Genomic DNA, 17616 nt, shown 5'->3' on the forward strand with positions numbered 1-17616 from the left:
TACTTATGGATTCTTTTCATCGGGAACGTTACTTTATAACATTATGAAACGCACACGCTTTGTATTACTGATGGTCTTAAGTCCGGCGGCACTGGCGCATCCACACAGTTTCATCGACATGAAAACCGAACTGGTGGCGAAGGGGGATACCTTCACCGGCTTAAAAATGATCTGGACCATGGATGAGATCACCTCTGCCGATCTGCTGTATGACGCTGGCGAGGCGAAGCCAGGCAGCGTGGTGTGGAAAATGCTGGCGGCCGGTGTGATGGCTAACGTGCTGGGCCAGCACTACTTCTCAGAAATCTGGCATAACCAACAGCGGGTGAAATTTTTGAATCTGCCTGACGAATATCATCTCTCGCGTAACGGTCATAAGGCGGTGCTGGAGTTTATTCTGCCGCTGGCGGAACCGCCGGTACTGACCGGGCAGCGGTTTGACATCCTGACCTTTGATCCCAGCTATTTTGTCGACATGTTTTATGACAACGCCAGCGCCCTGACGCTGCCGCCGGCACTGCAGCAACGCTGTAAGTTTACGCTGAACACGCCAAAGCCCAACGACTCGTTGAAACAGTATGCGCTGTCGCTGGATAAGGCTGATGCACCAGCAGAAGAGCTTGATTTAGGTCGGCAGTTCGCGCAGACGGTGATTCTCACATGTCAGTAATTTCTACTCCGGCAGGCGCTTCGCGACTCTGGCCGCTCTGGCTGCTGGCGGCGCTGTTGCTGACCGGCGGCACGCTACTCTGGCTCAACTGGTCGCAGATTCTGTTGCAAAGCGTACTCTGGCAGAAAGATTTGCACCGGCAGATGACTCAGCTGTTACAGCTGGTGGCTGAGCAGCCGCAGCAGGCCGGGCTGTCACTGGTGCTGTTCAGCCTGCTGTACGGCATTTTGCATGCGCTGGGACCGGGCCATGGCAAAGTGGTGATTACCACTTTTCTGGCAACCCATCCGGCCAGAGTTAAAACCAGTATTAAGCTGACGCTGCTGGCCTCACTATTGCAGGGTTCAGTAGCGATCGTGCTGGTCACTGTGATGCTGGTGCTGCTGCAAACCTCTTCACGCCAGCTGCATCTCAGCAGCTTCTGGCTGGAAAAGGGCAGCTATCTGCTGGTGAGCGGACTGGGGGCCTGGATCGGTTATCGCGCGCTGCGAACGCTGTGGCAGATGCGACGTCCGCGCCCGGCGCTCGCTTTCCGCACGCTGCGTCCCGATCACCAGCATCACGCACACTGTGGTTGCGGACATGCGCACCTGCCGTCGCCGCAACAGATACGCGAGGCGGTGAGTATGAAAACCCAGCTACTGGTGGTGGTATCGATGGGGCTGCGGCCCTGTTCCGGGGCGATCATGATGCTGCTGTTTGCCAAAGTGATTGGCGTTTATGCCTGGGGCGTGCTGTCAGCGGCGGCGATGGCGCTCGGCACCGCACTGACCATCTCGCTGATTGGTTTGCTGGTCCAGCGCGCCCGTGTAGTGGCGCAGCGACTGGCCCAGCCGCGACACAATCAACTGGCGCAGCTATTGGTTCCGATGCTCACCTTAATCGGCAGCCTGATATTAATCGTGGCCGGCATCGCTTTATGGCAGTCAGCACAACCCGCCTTCAGCGGCGGAATTCGACCTTTCTGAATCTCAACAAGCGCAGCGGGAATTAAATTACCGCTGCGTAGCGTATCTCGCTAATTTATGTAAATTCACATCTTTATTTTTTTCTCGCCTGGCGATGGTGGTGAAATGACTATTCACTGTCTACGCTGTTAATACCAAAACGGCATTCTCTGCCGGGATGATTAAAACCAAAGCACCTTTCTGTTTGTTGCGAGGAGAATATTTCATGGCTGATACCCGTATTAATAATGGCTATACCGAAACGCTGGCGACCGGGCCAGCGGGATTGCCGCTTAAGCGTATTTCCTGGAGCGCCGTCTTTGCTGGGGTAATTTGCGCGCTGATCGTTCACATCATATTGACGCTGCTGGGAACGGCAATTGGCGCGACCAGCGTTGATCCGATGAAGGAACAGAACCCATTAGACGGTCTGGGTACCGGCGCACTGGTCTGGACCGCAATTGAAATGCTGGTGGCGATGGCGGCCGGTAGCTACGTGGCGGGCCGCCTGGCACAGCGCGAAGGCGCGCTGCACGGTTTACTGATGTTTGGCCTTAGCACAATTTTCACTATTTACCTGGCGATTGCGCTGGCGAGCAGTGTATTGGGCGGGGCAATGAATATTGTCGGTTCCGGTTTCCAGGCATTAGGCAGCGGTATTTCCGCCGCTGCGCCATCGGTCACTCAAATGGCGAAAGATAAGCTGCAGGAAAATAATATTAATTTAGATGACCTGCAGAACGAACTGGAAACTACGCTGCGCCAGACCGGTAAGCCGGAATTACAGCCGGAGAATTTAAAGCAGGATGCAAATAACGAAGCGCAGAACGCGGAGAATCAGGCTAACAACACTGCCAGCCATCCACAGACGGCGGATACCGATCTGTCTAACTGGTTAAAAGGCGTGATGAATCGTCATTCAGATACATTACAGGCCGCCGATCGTGATGCGCTGAAAAATATTATCAAAGCGCGTACCGGTAAAAGCGATCAGGAAGTCGATCAGATCGTCGCTAAAGCAGAGCAGAGCTATCAGCAGGCGATGCAGAAATATCAGGAACTGAAGCAGCAGGCCGAGCAGAAGGCACGTGAAGCCGCAGATAAAGCAGCAGCAGCCACGGCGAAAGCCAGCTGGTATGCGCTGATTCTGTTGATTATCGAAGCGGTGCTGGCCGGTGTGATGGGGATGGTGGGTCGTCGTACTCAGCCTCGTCAGGTTCTGTCACACGAACGTCGTTAATCGACGCGAAAAACAGGCAATAAAAAAGGCGGCTGAGAAGCCGCCTTTTTCTGTGCTATTACTTAGCGTTTTAACGCTTCGCTCAGCTCTTCACGCATGTTTGACAGCATGGCTTTCACCACGCGTGGGTTACCGGCAACGATATTACCGGAGTGCAGATAACCGTGGTTACCGGTGAAGTCAGTGACCAGGCCACCCGCTTCACGTACCAGCAGTTCACCCGCCGCAAAATCCCATGGCTTCAGGCCAATCTCAAAATAACCATCAACGCGACCGGCTGCGACATAAGCCAGATCCAGCGCCGCTGAGCCGGTGCGGCGGAAGTCGGCGCACTGGGTAAACAGTTTGGTCAGGATGTTCATATAGGCGGGGGCGTGCTGTTTCAGCTTGAACGGGAAGCCGGTTGCCAGAATGGTGCCATCCAGGTCGCGAGCGATGCTGCCGCGCAGGCGGTATCCATTAAGCTGGGCGCCCTGGCCGCGTACGGCGCTGAACAGTTCATTACGCATTGGGTCGTAGACCACCGCGACTTCAGTGCGGCCTTTAATGCGCACGGCGATGGAAACAGCAAAGTGGGGCAGACGTTTGATGAAGTTGGTGGTGCCATCCAGCGGATCGATAACCCATTGAATGTCCTGATCCTCACCCGCCAGTTCACCGCTTTCTTCGGTGATGATGGTATGTTTCGGGTAAGATTTACGAATCACTTCGATAATCAGGCGTTCTGCTTCGCGATCAACATTCGTTACGAAGTCGTTGCTGCCTTTCTGGCTGGCTTCGACGGCGTCCGGGGTTTCATAATTCTTGGCAATTAAATTTCCGGCCTTGCGCGCTGCGCGCACGGCAATGTTGAGCATTGGATGCATCGGTATCTCTCGCTGGATGTTAAAGAACGGGGAAAACGGCGCGGAGTATAGCAGCGTGTTCGGTAAATGTCCTGCTTTATGTTAGCATTCGCGCTACTGATTTTACTGACCCGCTGCTGAGACTCCTCAATAATGCTGCAAAATATCCGTATCGTGCTGGTTGAAACCTCTCACACCGGCAACATGGGCTCCGTCGCCCGCGCCATGAAAACCATGGGTCTGACCAACCTTTATCTGGTTAACCCGCTGGTCAAACCCGATTCACAGGCGATTTCTCTCGCCGCCGGGGCCAGTGATGTGATTGGCGACGCTAAAATCGTCGACTCGCTGGACGAAGCTATCGCCGGCTGCAGTTTAGTGGTTGGCACCAGCGCACGTTCCCGTTCACTGCCGTGGCCGATGCTTGATGCCCGCGAATGTGGCGTGAAAAGCGTGGAAGAGGGCCAGCAGGCACCGGTGGCGCTGGTGTTTGGTCGTGAGCGCGTCGGCCTGACCAATGAAGAATTGCAGAAGTGTCATTATCACGTCGCGATTCAGGCTAACCCGGAATACAGCTCGCTGAACCTGGCGATGGCGGTGCAGATCATCGCCTATGAAGTGCGGATGGCGTGGCTGCAGGCGCAGGAACAAGCCAGCCCGCAGCCGCAGTATGCTGAGTCGCCTTATCCGCTGGTGGATGACCTTGAGCGCTTCTATCAGCATATGGAACAGATGATGCTGAACAGCGGCTTTATCCGAGAAGCTAACCCGGGCCAGGTGATGAGTAAACTGCGTCGTCTTTATACCCGTGCCCGGCCGGAACGTGATGAACTCAACATTCTGCGCGGCATGCTTTCATCGTTTGAAAAGCGAAAAAACGAGAAGAAAGAAGACGATAATAGTTGAGTAGATTACCAGGTTAAATACTTGAGTGTTTTACCTGGTTAAATAGTTGACCAAATTACTCGGGAATGTCAGACTTGCCGACATCTTTTGCTAATCCTCCGATAACCGGACGCTATTGAGGTCGTACGCTATGAGACTGACATCCAAAGGACGTTATGCCGTAACTGCTATGCTGGACGTTGCCCTTCACTCCCATGAAGGCCCGGTTCCGCTGGCTGACATTTCCGAGCGTCAGGGCATCTCGCTGTCGTATCTCGAGCAGTTGTTCTCCCGCCTGCGTAAAAATGGCTTAGTTGCCAGCGTACGGGGGCCGGGCGGCGGTTATCTGTTGGGTAAAGAGTCGAATGCTATCGCGGTCGGTGAAGTGATCACCGCAGTCGATGAGTCAGTTGACGCCACCAAATGCCAGGGTAAAGAAGGCTGCCAGGGCGGCGAGCGCTGCCTGACTCACGTTCTGTGGCGCGATCTGAGCGTGCGCATCAGTGACTTCCTGAACAATATTACGCTGGCTGAGCTGGTGAATAATCAGGAGATCCTCGACGTGGCCGATCGTCAGAACGCCAATGACAATCGTCGCTTCCAGAGCCCACGCGCTCAGGAAATCAACGTCAATCTGCGCGCCTCGTAATCCCCACTGTTGCGGCCCTAACTGCTAACGCGGGCAGGGCCGAATCTGCTATAAAGACGTATGATTTTTTATACGGAGCTGTAGCGCAATGAAATTACCGATTTACCTGGATTATGCCGCCACCACGCCGGCCGATCCGCGTGTAGCCAGCAAAATGATGCAGTTTCTGACGCTGGATGGCACGTTCGGTAATCCGGCCTCCCGTTCTCACCGTTTTGGCTGGCAATCTGAAGAAGCGGTCGATGTGGCGCGCAATCAGGTGGCCGAACTGGTTAATGCCGATCCGCGTGAAATCGTGTTTACCTCTGGCGCCACCGAATCTGACAATCTTGCGATTAAAGGCGCAGCCCACGCCCATCAGGCGCGCGGCAAACATATCATTACCAGCCAGACTGAACACAAAGCGGTACTCGACAGTTGCCAGCAGCTGGAGCGTGAAGGCTTTGATGTCACCTACCTGAAACCGGCCGCCAACGGCATTATCAGCCCTGAAATGCTGCGTGACGCCCTGCGCGACGACACCATTTTAGTCTCGATCATGCACGTCAATAATGAAATCGGCGTGATTCAGAATATTGCTGCGTTTGGTGAGCTGTGCCGTGAACGCGACATTCTGTTTCACGTTGATGCGACCCAGAGCGTTGGCAAACTGCCGATCGATCTCAGCGTGTTGCCGGTCGATTTGATGTCATTTTCCGCCCACAAACTCTATGGCCCGAAAGGGATCGGCGCACTCTATGTCCGTCGTAAACCACGGGTGCTGATCGCTGCCCAGATCCATGGCGGTGGACACGAGCGTGGCATGCGTTCCGGCACGCTGCCGGTTCACCAGATTGTCGGGATGGGCGAGGCCTATCGCATTGCGGCGGAAGAGCGTGAGACCGAGATGGCGCGCCTGCAACGTTTGCGCGACCGGCTGTGGCACGGCATCAGTACGCTGCCGGACGTCACGCTGAACGGTGACCTGCAACACAGCGCCGCTAACATTCTTAACCTCAGTTTTGCCAACGTTGAGGGCGAATCGCTGATCATGGCGCTAAAAGACCTGGCGCTCTCCTCCGGTTCAGCCTGTACCTCTGCCAGTCTGGAGCCCTCCTATGTCCTGCGGGCTTTGGGTGTCGGCGAAGAGCTGGCGCACAGTTCGCTGCGATTTTCGCTTGGTCGCTTTACCACCGAAGAAGAGATCGATTACGCCATCGCGCTGGTGCAGAAATCAGTGACGCGTCTGCGTGCCTTAATGTAATCGGCCGGATACCCGGCCAGATTCTGGAAACCGCGCCATAATATGCGCAAGGCTGGCATCCTCTGAAAGAATCTGTTATCAGGTCTGTCCACGCATTGTATTTAACATCTTATTAAAGCCACTTTAACAATCAGGCTGGATGAAACGAATAACGTCTATGGAGCTTCGCGATGACCACACAACCGATGAACATCACTCTTAGCAGCCAGCCCGCCGATGCGCGCTGGGGCGAAAAAGCCATTCTGAGCAGCAACGACAGCGGCATGACGCTGCACCTGACCGGCGCGGATGCGCTGATGACCATTCAGCGTGCCGGTCGCAAACTGGATAGCCAGGGGATCCGCCATGTGGCGCTGACCGGCGAAGGCTGGCACCTTGAACAATGCTGGGCGTTCTGGCAGGGCTACCGCAGTCCGAAAGGGCAGCGTCAGGTTGACTGGCCGACGCTGGGCGAGCACGAGCAGGCAGAATTTGATCGCCGGCTGAAAATTATCGACTGGGTACGCAACACCATCAACCTGCCAGCCGAAGAGCTGGGACCGGAGCAGCTGGCGCACACCGCCATCGATCTGATCAGTGAAGTTGGCGGCAGTGCTGTCAGCTATCGCATCACCAAAGGTGACGATCTGCGGGTGCAGGGCTACATGGGCCTGCATACGGTAGGACGCGGCTCCAGCCGTCCGCCGGTGCTGCTGGCGCTCGACTTCAATCCGACCGGTGACGACAACGCGCCGGTGTACGCCTGTCTGGTCGGCAAAGGCATTACCTTCGACACCGGCGGCTACAGCATGAAGCAGAGCAGCTTCATGGACTCAATGAAGTCTGACATGGGCGGCGCGGCCACCGTGACGGGCGCGCTGGCGATGGCGATTGCCCGCGGTCTCAACAAACGCGTGAAGCTTTACCTCTGCTGCGCCGACAATATGGTCAGCAGCAACGCCTTTAAACTGGGCGATATCATTCGCTATCGCAATGGCAAATCGGTGGAAGTGATGAACACCGACGCCGAAGGTCGACTGGTGCTGGCTGATGGCTTAATCGACGCCAGCGAGCAGCAACCGACGCTGCTGATCGATGCTGCCACCCTGACCGGCGCAGCCAAAACCGCGCTGGGCAATGATTACCACGCACTGTTCACCTTTGATGAGGTACTGGCGCAGTCGCTGATGGGCAGCGCAGTCAGCGAGAACGAGCCGTTCTGGCGTCTGCCGCTGGCCGAGTTCCATCGCAGCCATCTGCCGTCTAACTTTGCCGATCTCAATAACATTGCCAGTCCGGCGCATGCGGCCGGTGCCAGCAGCGCGGCGGCGTTCCTCTCTTATTTCGTCAGCAACTACCAGCAGGGCTGGCTGCATATCGACTGTTCTGCGACCTACCGCAAAAGCGCGGTCGATCAGTGGGCTGCCGGTGCTACCGGCCTCGGCGTGCGGACGCTGGCTAACCTGTTACTGAAATAAGTGCTATTCAGCGGTGGCGGGTGCTGCCGCGTATTTAGAGAGTGAATATGAACCGTCTTGAAGAGGTGCTGAAGCTGGCCGCTACCGAGCCCGCTCACCGGCCCGAATTTTTTCAACTGCTGCTGGAATCAGACGTCTGGGTGCCGGGCGAAAGCACGGCACAGCAACTTGATGCCAGTACGCCGGTGGATCTGCAGCACTGGGAAAAAGAGGATGGCAGCAGCATCATTCCGTTTTTCAGTTCAGAACAGGCGATGAGTGACGCGGTCAGCAGCGAGCAGGCTTATCTGCGTCTGCCGGTGCGCACGCTGTTTGAAATGACCCGCGGCGAAACGCTGTTTCTCAATCCTAAATTACCGACCGGCAAAGAGTTCTCGCCTGCCGAAATCACTCATCTGCTGGCGGAAGAGGGCAGCGCCCTGAGTCAGCAAACGGTGCTGGAAGGCGGGCAGTCGCTGCTGTTATCTGAAGTGGCGGAACCGCCAGCGCAGATGGTTGATTCGCTGACCCAGCTATTCAGCAAATATAAACAGGTGCGCCGCGCGTTTATCGCCAGCATCCGTGAACGGGCCGATGAAGCGCCGAATCTGCTGATTGGTATTGAAGCGGACAGCGATATTGAAGCGATTATTCAGGCGGCGGGCAGCGTGGCGATGGATACGCTGCCGGACGATGCGCCGGTCGACTTATGCGAAGTGACGGTGGAGGATCGTGGCATCAGCCATTTCTTCACCGCACATATTACCCCGTTCTATGAACGTCGCTGGGGCAGTTTCCTGCGCGACTTCAAAGGCAGCGAACGCATCATCTGATGAAAAAAGAGCGGCGCAGTGGCCGCTCTTTTTTTTATTTCGCAATCGGCAGATCGTCGCGGCTACCCCATTCGCTCCACGAACCGTCGTAGATGGCGGTCTGACGTGCGCCCAGCGCGGTCAGCGCCAGAATCACCACGGCTGCCGTAACGCCCGAACCACAGCTGGCCACCACCGGTTTGTCCAGTTCAACCCCGGCACGGGCAAACAGATCGCGCAGTTCAGCCAGCGGTTTCAGTTCGCCATTCACCACCAGGCTATTCCATGGCACGTTCAGGCTATTTGGAACGTGGCCGCGCAGCAGACCAGGACGCGGTTCATCCACTTCGGCGTTAAAACGGTTTGCCGCGCGCGCATCCACCAGCTGTGCGCCGCCTTCATGACTGATCAGCAGCACGTCATTGAGCCGACGGACCTGGCTTTCATCATAGCTGGCCTCAAACTCACCTTCCGCCAGTGACACCGGGCCGCTCTCAAGGGCAAAACCGGCCGCTTTCCAGCCCTGCAGGCCGCCAGCCAGAATCGACACCTGGGCAGCGCCATACAGGCGCAGCATCCACCAGGCGCGTGGGGCCGAGAACAGATTCCCCTCGTCATAGACCACCAGATGTTTGTCGCTGCTGATACCCAGTTCACGCATCGCCACGGCAAAACGCTCGGGGCGCGACAGCATGTGCGGGTAAGGGCTGGTGTGATCCGACAGTTCTTCAATATTGAAAAACGGTGCATCAGGCAGATGGCCAGCCAGATATTCGGCATTCACATCCCGGACCGCTTCCTGACCAGGCGGCAGCATCCGGCTATCCAGCACCTGCAGGTTCTCATCATGATAGTGTTCCTGTAACCAGTCAGCGGACACAAACAGTGGCGTCGTCATAACAACCTCATCTCAGTTATCTGTGCTGTCAGTGTCGGGCAATGCGGGCGCCATCTCAAGAGAAGCGTTGATTAAATGCGAGCATTGAGATGAAATTGCGCAGCGTTATAAAACAACTCCCCTGGGGCCCGGTGAAGGATTTACCATGAAAAAACGCATTAACCGACTGCTGATCGGCCTGCTGATCGGCGGCTCGCTGCTGGCGACGGCAGCCGTGCCGGTTTTCACTGTCAGCGCAGCGGAAACGACTGCCACGCAGGTCAGCAAACCGCTGACTCTCCTCGACCTCTCTGAGCTTCAGCTTGATGGCGCCGCCGCGCTGGTCTTAACCTTTAATCAGCCGCTGGATGATAAACAGGATCTGACGCAAAAAGTCAGGCTGACCGACGATAAACTGGGTCAGGTTGACGGTGGCTGGGAGCTGTCTGACAACCGCAAAGCGCTGCGCTTTCGCCATCCCCAGCCGTCGCGTCAGTTTACCGTTACGGTAGAAGCGGGATTGCGTGCGGCCAGCGGAGAGACGCTGGCGGCCGGCTTCAGCAAAAAAATCACTACCCGTGATATCGAACCGATGGTCGGTTTTGCCAGCCGTGGCTCGCTGCTGCCGCTGCGTCTCACTCAGGGATTACCGGTGCTGGCGCTGAATATCGACCAGGTGGATGTGGATTTTTTCCGGATAAAAAATGCCGGTCTGGCGGCGTTTCTTGCCGAATGGAATGACGGCAATAACCTCTCAAGCTGGCAATCTCAGTCGTTACTGAAAAGCAGTCAGCTGGTTTATAGCGGACGTTTTGAACTCAACCCGGCACGTAATACCCGTGAAAAGCTGCAGTTGCCGCTACAGGATATTACCCCGCTGCAGCAGCCGGGCGTCTATCTGGCGGTGATGAAACAGGCGGGCACCTATCACTACAGCATGCCTGCCACGCTGTTTACCCTGAGCGATATTGGACTGTCACTGCATCGCTTTCCCACGCAGCTTGAACTGTTCGCCCAGAGCCTGGAAAACGGCAAGCCGCTTGCTGACGTCAGCGTCAGGCTGCTGAACGAAAAAGGCCAGGTACTGCAAAGCGGCACCAGCGACAGCAACGGGCATCTGCGCCTGAAGGCGGATGAGAAGGGCCGGTTACTGCTGGCGATGCAGGGCGAGCAGACCTCGCTGATCGATCTGGCGCGTCCGGCACTGGATCTGGCCGAGTTTCCGGTGACCGGGCCGCAGGGCTATGACAAACAGCTGTTTGTGTTTGGTCCACGGGATATCTATCGCCCGGGCGAAACGGTGATCGTCAATGCGCTATTACGGGATGCCGACGGCAAACCGCTGCCGGCCCAGCCGGTGAAAGCCGAGCTGGTCCAGCCCGATGGTCAGGTGATGCGTACCTTTGTCTGGCAGCCGCAGGACGGTTTTTATCAGCAGCGGTTCACGCTGCCCGACGCGTCGATGACCGGTGACTGGCAGCTGCGGCTGAATACCGGTGACAACCTGAAGCGGCAATGGACGTTCCACGTCGAGGATTTTCTGCCGGAACGCATGGCGTTGACCCTGAAAACCGATCCTCAGCCGCAACCTGCCGATGCTGATATCGCCTTCGATATTGAGGGCCGCTACCTGTATGGCGCCCCGGCAGCCGGTAACGCGTTGCAGGGTGAGCTTTATCTGCGCCCGGCGCGGGAGGCGGTCGCTGCTCTGCCGGGTTACCAGTTTGGTGATATCACCGAGCAGGGCCTCAGGCGCACGCTGGATGAAGTCGATCTGAAGCTGGATGCCAACGGCAAGGCCCGGCTCACGGTCGATAATCAGTGGGATCAATTGCATTCACCGCTCAATCTGATTCTGCAGGCCAGCCTGCTGGAAACCGGTGGGCGGCCGGTTACCCGCCGTGCCACGACCGCCATCTGGTCAGCCGAGGCACTGCCCGGTATTCGTCCGCTGTTTGCCAGTAAAGCGGTGTATGACTACCGCAGTGACAGCTATCACGACGAGCCTACCGTGCCGGAAAACAGCCTGGCAGAGTTTGACCTCGTTTATGCCAACAGCCAGGGCGTAAAGCTGGCGGCTGACAAACTGGTGGTGCGATTAATCCGCGAACGGCGCGATTACTACTGGAGCTTTTCTGACAGCGAAGGCTGGCAGTCGCGTTACGATGCCAAAGACCTGCAGGAAGATGAACGCGTGATCACTCTGCCGGCGGGCGGCGGCAGCAAGGTGGGCTTCCCGGTCGAGTGGGGCAGTTACCGGCTTGAGGTGCAGGCGGGCGAAAAGATCGTCAGCAGCGTACGTTTTCAGGCGGGTTATGACTGGCAGGATAATACCAATGGCACCGGGGCACTGCGCCCGGATCAGGTAAAACTGAAGCTGGATAAAGCGGCGTATCAGCCTGGCGAAACGGTGCATCTGCAGGTGGAGTCTCCGACAGCCGGTAAAGGCTATCTGATGGTGGAGTCGAGCAGCGGTACGCTGTGGTGGCAGCCGTTAACCGTGCCACAGGGTGGCACCCAGGTTGACGTGCCGATTGCCGACAGCTGGCAGCGTCACGATCTCTACTTTAGTGCCATCGTGGTGCGCGACGGCGATAAGGTCAGCGGGGCGACGCCAAAACGCGCGGTCGGACTGCTGCATCTGCCAATGGCGACCGAGGCGCGGCGACTCAATCTGACGCTGGATACGCCCGCCACCCTCCGGCCTGAGCAGAACCTGACGGTGAAAGTGCAGGCCAGCCGCGATGGCGGCCCCCTGCCTGAGAAGGTGCAGGTGCTGCTGTCGACGGTCGACAGTGGCGTGCTGAGCGTGACCGATTACCAGACGCCCGACCCGTGGCAGGCGTTTTTCGGTCGTAAACGCTATAACGTCGATCAGTATGACGTGTTCGGCCAGCTGATTGAGGGCGGGGGGCGACTGGCGACGCTGCGCTTTGGCGGTGATGGCGAAGATCCTTCCAATACACGCGGCGGTAAAAAGCCGCTTACCCACGTCAATATTGTGGCGCAGCAATTACAGGTTGTGACGCTGGATAAAGAGGGCAAAGGTACCCTTACGCTGCCGATCCCGGCGTTTAACGGTGAGCTGCGACTGATGGCGCAGGCCTGGAGTGACGACAGCTTCGGCGTTGCAGAGCGCAAAGTGGTGGTGGCAGCGCCGCTGGTCAGTGAACTGGCGACACCGCGCTTTCTTGCCAGCGGCGACCAGGCCTCCCTGGCGCTGGACGTTACCAACCTGACCGATCTGCCACAGACTCTGAAAGTGGATGTGGCAGCCAGTGGCCTGATCGGACTGACGGGGGCCGCCAGTCAGACTATCAGTCTGGCAAAAGGCGCTCGCACTACCCTGCAGATACCGGTGACGGCGAAAAACGGTTTTGGCGACGGTGAGGTCGCGGTGCAGATCAGCGGACTGAATCTGCCTGGCGAGCAGCTGCGGCCCAGCAAACAGCAGTGGAAGATCGGCGTCAGGCCGCCTTATCCTGCCCAGACCCTCAATTTTGATGCGGTGATTACCCCCGATCGGCCGTGGCAGGTGGCGGCCGCGGCGTTTACCGGTCTCGACAGCCAGACGCTGACCGGGCAACTGACGCTGAGTAATCGGCCGCCGTTAAATCTCGCCAGCTATATCAGCGCGCTGTATGCCTATCCTTACGGTTGTCTGGAGCAGACCGCCAGCGGCCTGTGGCCTTCGCTCTACACCAGCCAGGCGCAGCTCAGTGCGATGGGAATTAAAACCAGCACTGATGAGGCGCGGCGGGCGGCGGTGGATACCGGCATCGCCCGGCTGGCAGGCATGCAGCGCGCGGACGGCAGCTTCGGTTTATGGGGTAAACAGAGCGAAGAGGAGTTCTGGTTAACCGCTTACGTGACCGATTTTCTGCTGCGTGCCAGCGAGGCGGGTTATGCGTTGCCTGACGACCTGATCGCCCGTGCCAATGCCCGGCTGCTGCGCTACTTACAGGACCCGGCGCAGATCACTGCCAGCGGCAGTAACCAGCCTGACGCATTGCGCTTCAGCGTGCAGGCCTACGCCGGCCTGGTACTGGCGCGGCAGCAGCGCGCGCCGCTGGGTGCTCTGCGAGCGCTATATGAAAAGCGTGATCAGAGCCGATCGGGGCTGGCGCTGATGCAGCTCGGGGTGGCGCTGAAGCTGATGGGGGATGCGCAGCGGTCGCAGCTGGCGATGGTGCAGGCTGCCAGCCTGACGCGCCCTGACGATAGCTGGATCGGAGACTACGGCAGCACGGTACGCGATCAGGGCATGATGATTGCGCTGTTAGCGGAAAACCAGCTACAGCCGGATCTGCAAAACAGCCTGCTGCTGTCGCTGTCGAAAGAGCTTAATGGTAAACGCGGGTTCTCGACGCAGGAGAATAACGCGCTCTATCTGGCTGCGCGCACCTTGCAAACGGCTCAGGGTCAGAGCTGGCAGGCGAACATCGTGGGCAAGCCGCAACCGGTAACCGGCCATGCGCCGTTAAACAGCGGACTGGATGCTCAGCAGCTGACGCAGGGCGTGACGATAAGTAATCCGGGCCCGGCGGCCCTGTATGGCAACCTGAACGTGGTGGGGTATCCGCTGAGCCCGCCAGCGCCGGTCAGCCAGCAGCTGGCGATCAAACGGGAGTACTTCACCCTCGACGGCAAAGCTGCCGATCTCAGCCAACTGCGCAGCGGTGAGCTGCTGGTGGTACGTCTGACCGTTTCAGCCAGACGCGACATCAGCGATGCGCTGGTGGTGGATTTACTGCCTGCCGGACTGGAGCTGGAAAATCAGAATCTGGCCGACAGCAGCGCCAGCCTGGGTGACAGCACGGATGCGTTAAAAGAGAGCATGATGGATATGCAGCAGGTTAACCTCCGGCATATTGAGTTCCGTGACGATCGCTTTGTCGCCGCGCTGGCTGTTGATAGCTATCGTCCTGCGACGCTGATCTATCTGGCGCGGGCCGTCACGCCAGGCACTTACCGGATGCCACCGCCGCAGGTGGAATCGATGTATGTTCCTGAGTGGCACGCCATCGGCAGTACGCCGCCGCCGATGAATGTCCGGTAAGCGGATGGCAGGGTGTTGAACATCCGAACGGCTAAAAAGCGGTGGCTGGCGCTGCCGCTTTTTTTACTGATGTTGCTGCTGGCTCTGTGGGGGCTGGATCGGCTCTCTCCGTTACCGCTTAAGCAACCACAGCCAGCGCGCGTGGTGGTGGCCGCCGACGGTACGCCGCTGTGGCGCTTCGCCGATCGTCAGGGGATCTGGCGCTATCCGGTCACGCCAGAAGAGGTTTCGCCCGCTTACCTGCAGGCATTACTGACTTACGAAGATCGCTGGTTCTGGTATCACCCTGGCGTCAATCCGCTGGCCCTGCTGCGCGCCGCCTGGCAGGATCTGCGGCACCGTAGCGTGATTTCCGGTGGCAGCACCTTAACTATGCAGGTGGCACGGCTTATTGACCCCCAGCCGCGGACGCTAAAGGGCAAGCTGATTCAGGCCTGGCGTGCGCTGCAGTTGGAGTGGCACCTTTCCAAACGCGATATCCTGACTCTCTACCTCAACCGGGCACCTTTTGGCGGCACGCTGGAAGGCGTCGGCGCCGCAAGCTGGAGCTGGCTGGGCAAATCGCCCGCTGAGCTGACCCGCGGCGAGGCCGCCTTGCTGGCGGTGTTGCCACAGGCTCCCAGCCGGTTACGGCCGGATCGCTGGCCGGCGCGGGCCGAAGCTGCCCGCAACAAAGTGCTGGATCGGCTGGCGCAGTACCGCGTCTGGTCGCCTCAGCAGGTGGCTGAAATCCGTCAGGAGCCGGTCTGGCTTCCGCCGCGACAGATGCCACAGATGGCGCCCTTACTGGCCCGGCGTCTGCTGTCGATCAGCGACCGTGAAAAGATTGTCTCGACCCTCGATCCGTCGTTGCAGCGTCAGCTGGAAAGCATGGCGCTGAACATTAAAAGCCAGCTTCCACCGCGCACCTCGCTGGCGGTACTGGTAGTCGATCACACCACCATGGCGGTACAGGGATATGTCGGTTCCGCCGACTTTGGCGATGACAGCCGCTATGGTCAGGTGGATATGATCGCCAGCGTGCGGTCGCCCGGCTCGGTGTTAAAACCCTTTGTCTATGGCATGGCGCTCGATGATGGCCTGATCCATGCAGAATCACTGTTGCAGGATGTACCGCGTCGCGTCGGCGACTACCGGCCGGGTAATTTCGACAGCGGTTTTCATGGCCCGGTCAGCGCCAGCGAGGCGTTAGTGCGCTCACTTAACCTGCCTGCCGTTCAGCTACTGGAGGCGCTGGGACCCAAAAATGTGGCGGCCCGTCTGCGTAATGTCGGGCTCAATTTACGTTTTCCAGCCGGTTCGGGGCCTAATCTGTCGCTGATCCTCGGGGGCTCCGGGGCGAGAATGGACGAAGTGGTAGCGGCTTACAGTGCCTTTGCCCGTCACGGCAACGCCGGTCAGCTGCGCTGGATGCCCGATCAGCCGTTGCAGCAGCGACCGCTACTGTCGCCTGGCGCGGCATGGATTATCCGCCGCATTCTGGCAGGCGAGGCGCAGCCAGCGGCTAACGGCAGCGAACCGGCGGTGGTTCCGCTGGCGTGGAAAACCGGCACCAGCTACGGCTACCGCGATGCCTGGGCGGTTGCAGTGAATCCGCGCTACCTGATTGGCGTCTGGGTCGGACGACCGGATGCGACGCCGGTGGCCGGTCAGTCAGGCGTGGCCTCGGCGGTACCGGTGATGAATCAGATTAACAGCATCCTGATGAGCCGCTTAGCCGGGCAGGAATGGCCTGCCGATCCGCGTCCAGCCTCGGTAACGGTTGCCGCTATCTGCTGGCCTGGCGGCCAGCCACTGCCGGTGGGCGATCAGAATTGCCGGCAGCGGCGGCAGAGCTGGGTGCTCAACGACACGCTGCCGCCCACGCTGCTGGCCGCCGGGCAGGAGAGCCTCAGCGGCTTGCGGTTACGCTACTGGCAAAACGACCGGGGATTGCGGGTGGCGGCGGATTGCCCACAGGCCAGCAGCCGTGAACGCCTGATGTGGCCGCTGCCGCTGGAGGCCTGGCTGCCGCCGCAGGAACAACGGGCGCAGCGCTTACCGCCAATCGATCCGCACTGTCCGCCGTTGGAGCAGGGCAGCAGCGCACCGCTGATCGTTACCGGCGTGATTGACGGACAGCGGGTGCAGCCGCTGCCGGGCAATCCGGTCCTGGTACTGCCGGTGGCGGTGCAGGGTGGACAAGGCACCGCGCGCTGGTGGTTTCTCAACGGTCAGCCACAGCCAGGCCAGAACGGCACGCTGTCGCTGCATCTCGATCGTCCGGGCGACTATCAGCTGGTGGTGATGGATGAAGCGGGTCAACTGGCCACCGTCACCTTCAGCCGCCTGTGATGCTTTTTTACGCTAAATCAGAGTTGCGCCCGCTTTGCTTCGATTCAGATCAAGATTTTTCAATAAATTGCGGATCTCTGATAGGCAACGCCAGGCTCTGCCCCTATAATCGGCGCCGTTTCTTAGCCGGGGCGTGCGCCCCCGGTTTCTTCAGGACGTCAAGACAGAGGTCATCATGGCAATCGAACGTACTTTTTCTATCATCAAGCCAAACGCCGTCGCTAAAAACGTGATCGGTGCCATCTACAACCGTTTTGAAAGCGCAGGCTTCAAAATCGTTGGCGCAAAAATGCTGCAGCTGAGCAAAGAGCAGGCTGAAGGTTTCTACGCTGAACATCAGGGCAAGCCATTCTTCGACGGTCTGGTTGAATTCATGACCTCTGGTCCGGTAGTGGTTTCTGTACTGGAAGGCGAAAACGCCGTTCAGCGTCACCGTGACCTGATGGGTGCGACTAATCCGGCAAACGCACTGGCCGGCACCCTGCGTGCTGACTACGCTGACAGCTTCACCGAGAACGCGACCCACGGTTCAGATTCTGCAGAATCTGCTGCCCGTGAAATCGCCTACTTCTTCGGCGAAAACGAAATCTGCCCGCGTACCCGTTAATCGCCTGGCGAT

General features: G+C 58.4%; 13 protein-coding genes. 11 read left to right on the forward strand and 2 right to left on the reverse strand.

Annotated features, from left to right (window positions below; all coding sequences use genetic code 11):
• Positions 1 to 43 precede the first annotated feature (43 nt).
• The 3 genes from AABB92_RS00600 to AABB92_RS00610 all read left to right on the forward strand — a co-directional run bounded on the left by AABB92_RS00600 (position 44) and on the right by AABB92_RS00610 (position 2857).
• Positions 44 to 670, forward strand: a complete 627-nt coding sequence (locus tag AABB92_RS00600; protein ID WP_031376261.1) for a DUF1007 family protein — start codon at positions 44 to 46, stop codon at positions 668 to 670.
• Positions 661 to 1638: a nickel/cobalt transporter gene (locus AABB92_RS00605; protein WP_031376260.1), complete on the forward strand. Its 978-nt coding sequence runs from the start codon at positions 661 to 663 to the stop codon at positions 1636 to 1638. The genes AABB92_RS00600 and AABB92_RS00605 overlap by 10 nt, the downstream gene beginning before the upstream one ends.
• Positions 1639 to 1843: 205 nt before the next feature.
• Positions 1844 to 2857 (forward strand): TIGR04086 family membrane protein, encoded by a 1014-nt coding sequence (locus AABB92_RS00610; protein ID WP_031376259.1) that lies wholly within the window; start codon positions 1844 to 1846, stop codon positions 2855 to 2857.
• 62 nt (positions 2858 to 2919) lie between these two features.
• On the opposite strand, the gene suhB is transcribed toward AABB92_RS00610, so the two are convergent.
• Positions 2920 to 3723, reverse strand: a complete 804-nt coding sequence (suhB, locus tag AABB92_RS00615; protein ID WP_031376258.1) for an inositol-1-monophosphatase — start codon at positions 3721 to 3723, stop codon at positions 2920 to 2922.
• Between the two features lie 132 nt (positions 3724 to 3855).
• Here suhB and trmJ point away from each other — a divergent pair, with 132 nt between their 5' ends.
• From trmJ to sseB, 5 genes are all read left to right on the forward strand, one after another.
• Positions 3856 to 4608, forward strand: a complete 753-nt coding sequence (gene trmJ, locus AABB92_RS00620; RefSeq protein WP_031376257.1) for a tRNA (cytosine(32)/uridine(32)-2'-O)-methyltransferase TrmJ — start codon at positions 3856 to 3858, stop codon at positions 4606 to 4608.
• A 130-nt stretch (positions 4609 to 4738) separates the two neighbouring features.
• Positions 4739 to 5236 carry a Fe-S cluster assembly transcriptional regulator IscR gene (gene iscR / locus AABB92_RS00625; RefSeq protein ID WP_031376256.1) on the forward strand — a complete coding sequence of 166 codons (498 nt, stop codon included), beginning with the start codon at positions 4739 to 4741 and terminating at the stop codon, positions 5234 to 5236.
• 88 nt (positions 5237 to 5324) lie between these two features.
• The gene (locus tag AABB92_RS00630) at positions 5325 to 6479 is read left to right on the forward strand and encodes an IscS subfamily cysteine desulfurase (protein WP_031376255.1); all 1155 of its coding nucleotides are present in this window, start codon (positions 5325 to 5327) and stop codon (positions 6477 to 6479) included.
• Positions 6480 to 6649: 170 nt separating this feature from the next.
• On the forward strand, positions 6650 to 7936 hold the full coding sequence (gene pepB / locus AABB92_RS00635) for an aminopeptidase PepB (protein ID WP_031376254.1): 1287 nt from the start codon (positions 6650 to 6652) through the stop codon (positions 7934 to 7936).
• Between the two features lie 47 nt (positions 7937 to 7983).
• Entirely contained in the window at positions 7984 to 8748 is a 765-nt protein-coding gene (gene sseB / locus AABB92_RS00640) for an enhanced serine sensitivity protein SseB (RefSeq protein WP_031376253.1), read from the forward strand.
• A 34-nt stretch (positions 8749 to 8782) separates the two neighbouring features.
• Here sseB and sseA read toward each other — a convergent pair whose 3' ends face one another.
• The gene (gene sseA, locus AABB92_RS00645; RefSeq protein WP_046288169.1) at positions 8783 to 9625 is read right to left on the reverse strand and encodes a 3-mercaptopyruvate sulfurtransferase; all 843 of its coding nucleotides are present in this window, start codon (positions 9623 to 9625) and stop codon (positions 8783 to 8785) included.
• Between the two features lie 145 nt (positions 9626 to 9770).
• On the opposite strand from sseA, the gene AABB92_RS00650 reads away from it, so the two are divergent.
• The 3 genes from AABB92_RS00650 (at position 9771) to ndk (ending at position 17604) form a co-directional block, all read left to right on the forward strand.
• Positions 9771 to 14663 carry an alpha-2-macroglobulin family protein gene (locus AABB92_RS00650; protein WP_046288170.1) on the forward strand — a complete coding sequence of 1631 codons (4893 nt, stop codon included), beginning with the start codon at positions 9771 to 9773 and terminating at the stop codon, positions 14661 to 14663.
• 12 nt (positions 14664 to 14675) lie between these two features.
• Positions 14676 to 16997, forward strand: a complete 2322-nt coding sequence (gene pbpC, locus AABB92_RS00655) for a peptidoglycan glycosyltransferase PbpC (RefSeq protein ID WP_046288171.1) — start codon at positions 14676 to 14678, stop codon at positions 16995 to 16997.
• Between the two features lie 175 nt (positions 16998 to 17172).
• Positions 17173 to 17604 (forward strand): nucleoside-diphosphate kinase, encoded by a 432-nt coding sequence (gene ndk / locus AABB92_RS00660; protein WP_003848684.1) that lies wholly within the window; start codon positions 17173 to 17175, stop codon positions 17602 to 17604.
• Positions 17605 to 17616: the final 12 nt, after the last annotated feature.

This window comes from Pantoea brenneri (assembly GCF_038594305.1).
GTDB classification, from domain to species: Bacteria; Pseudomonadota; Gammaproteobacteria; order Enterobacterales; family Enterobacteriaceae; genus Pantoea; species Pantoea brenneri.

Excerpts from the sequence above, each read along its gene's own strand:
- AABB92_RS00600 (WP_031376261.1), top strand. The coding sequence starts at position 44 with ATGAAACGCACACGCTTTGTATTACTGATGGTCTTAAGTCCGGCGGCA.
- AABB92_RS00605 (WP_031376260.1), top strand. The coding sequence starts at position 661 with ATGTCAGTAATTTCTACTCCGGCAGGCGCTTCGCGACTCTGGCCGCTC.
- AABB92_RS00610 (WP_031376259.1), top strand. The coding sequence starts at position 1,844 with ATGGCTGATACCCGTATTAATAATGGCTATACCGAAACGCTGGCGACC.
- suhB (WP_031376258.1), bottom strand. The coding sequence starts at position 3,723 with ATGCATCCAATGCTCAACATTGCCGTGCGCGCAGCGCGCAAGGCCGGA.
- trmJ (WP_031376257.1), top strand. The coding sequence starts at position 3,856 with ATGCTGCAAAATATCCGTATCGTGCTGGTTGAAACCTCTCACACCGGC.
- iscR (WP_031376256.1), top strand. The coding sequence starts at position 4,739 with ATGAGACTGACATCCAAAGGACGTTATGCCGTAACTGCTATGCTGGAC.
- AABB92_RS00630 (WP_031376255.1), top strand. The coding sequence starts at position 5,325 with ATGAAATTACCGATTTACCTGGATTATGCCGCCACCACGCCGGCCGAT.
- pepB (WP_031376254.1), top strand. The coding sequence starts at position 6,650 with ATGACCACACAACCGATGAACATCACTCTTAGCAGCCAGCCCGCCGAT.
- sseB (WP_031376253.1), top strand. The coding sequence starts at position 7,984 with ATGAACCGTCTTGAAGAGGTGCTGAAGCTGGCCGCTACCGAGCCCGCT.
- sseA (WP_046288169.1), bottom strand. The coding sequence starts at position 9,625 with ATGACGACGCCACTGTTTGTGTCCGCTGACTGGTTACAGGAACACTAT.
- AABB92_RS00650 (WP_046288170.1), top strand. The coding sequence starts at position 9,771 with ATGAAAAAACGCATTAACCGACTGCTGATCGGCCTGCTGATCGGCGGC.
- ndk (WP_003848684.1), top strand. The coding sequence starts at position 17,173 with ATGGCAATCGAACGTACTTTTTCTATCATCAAGCCAAACGCCGTCGCT.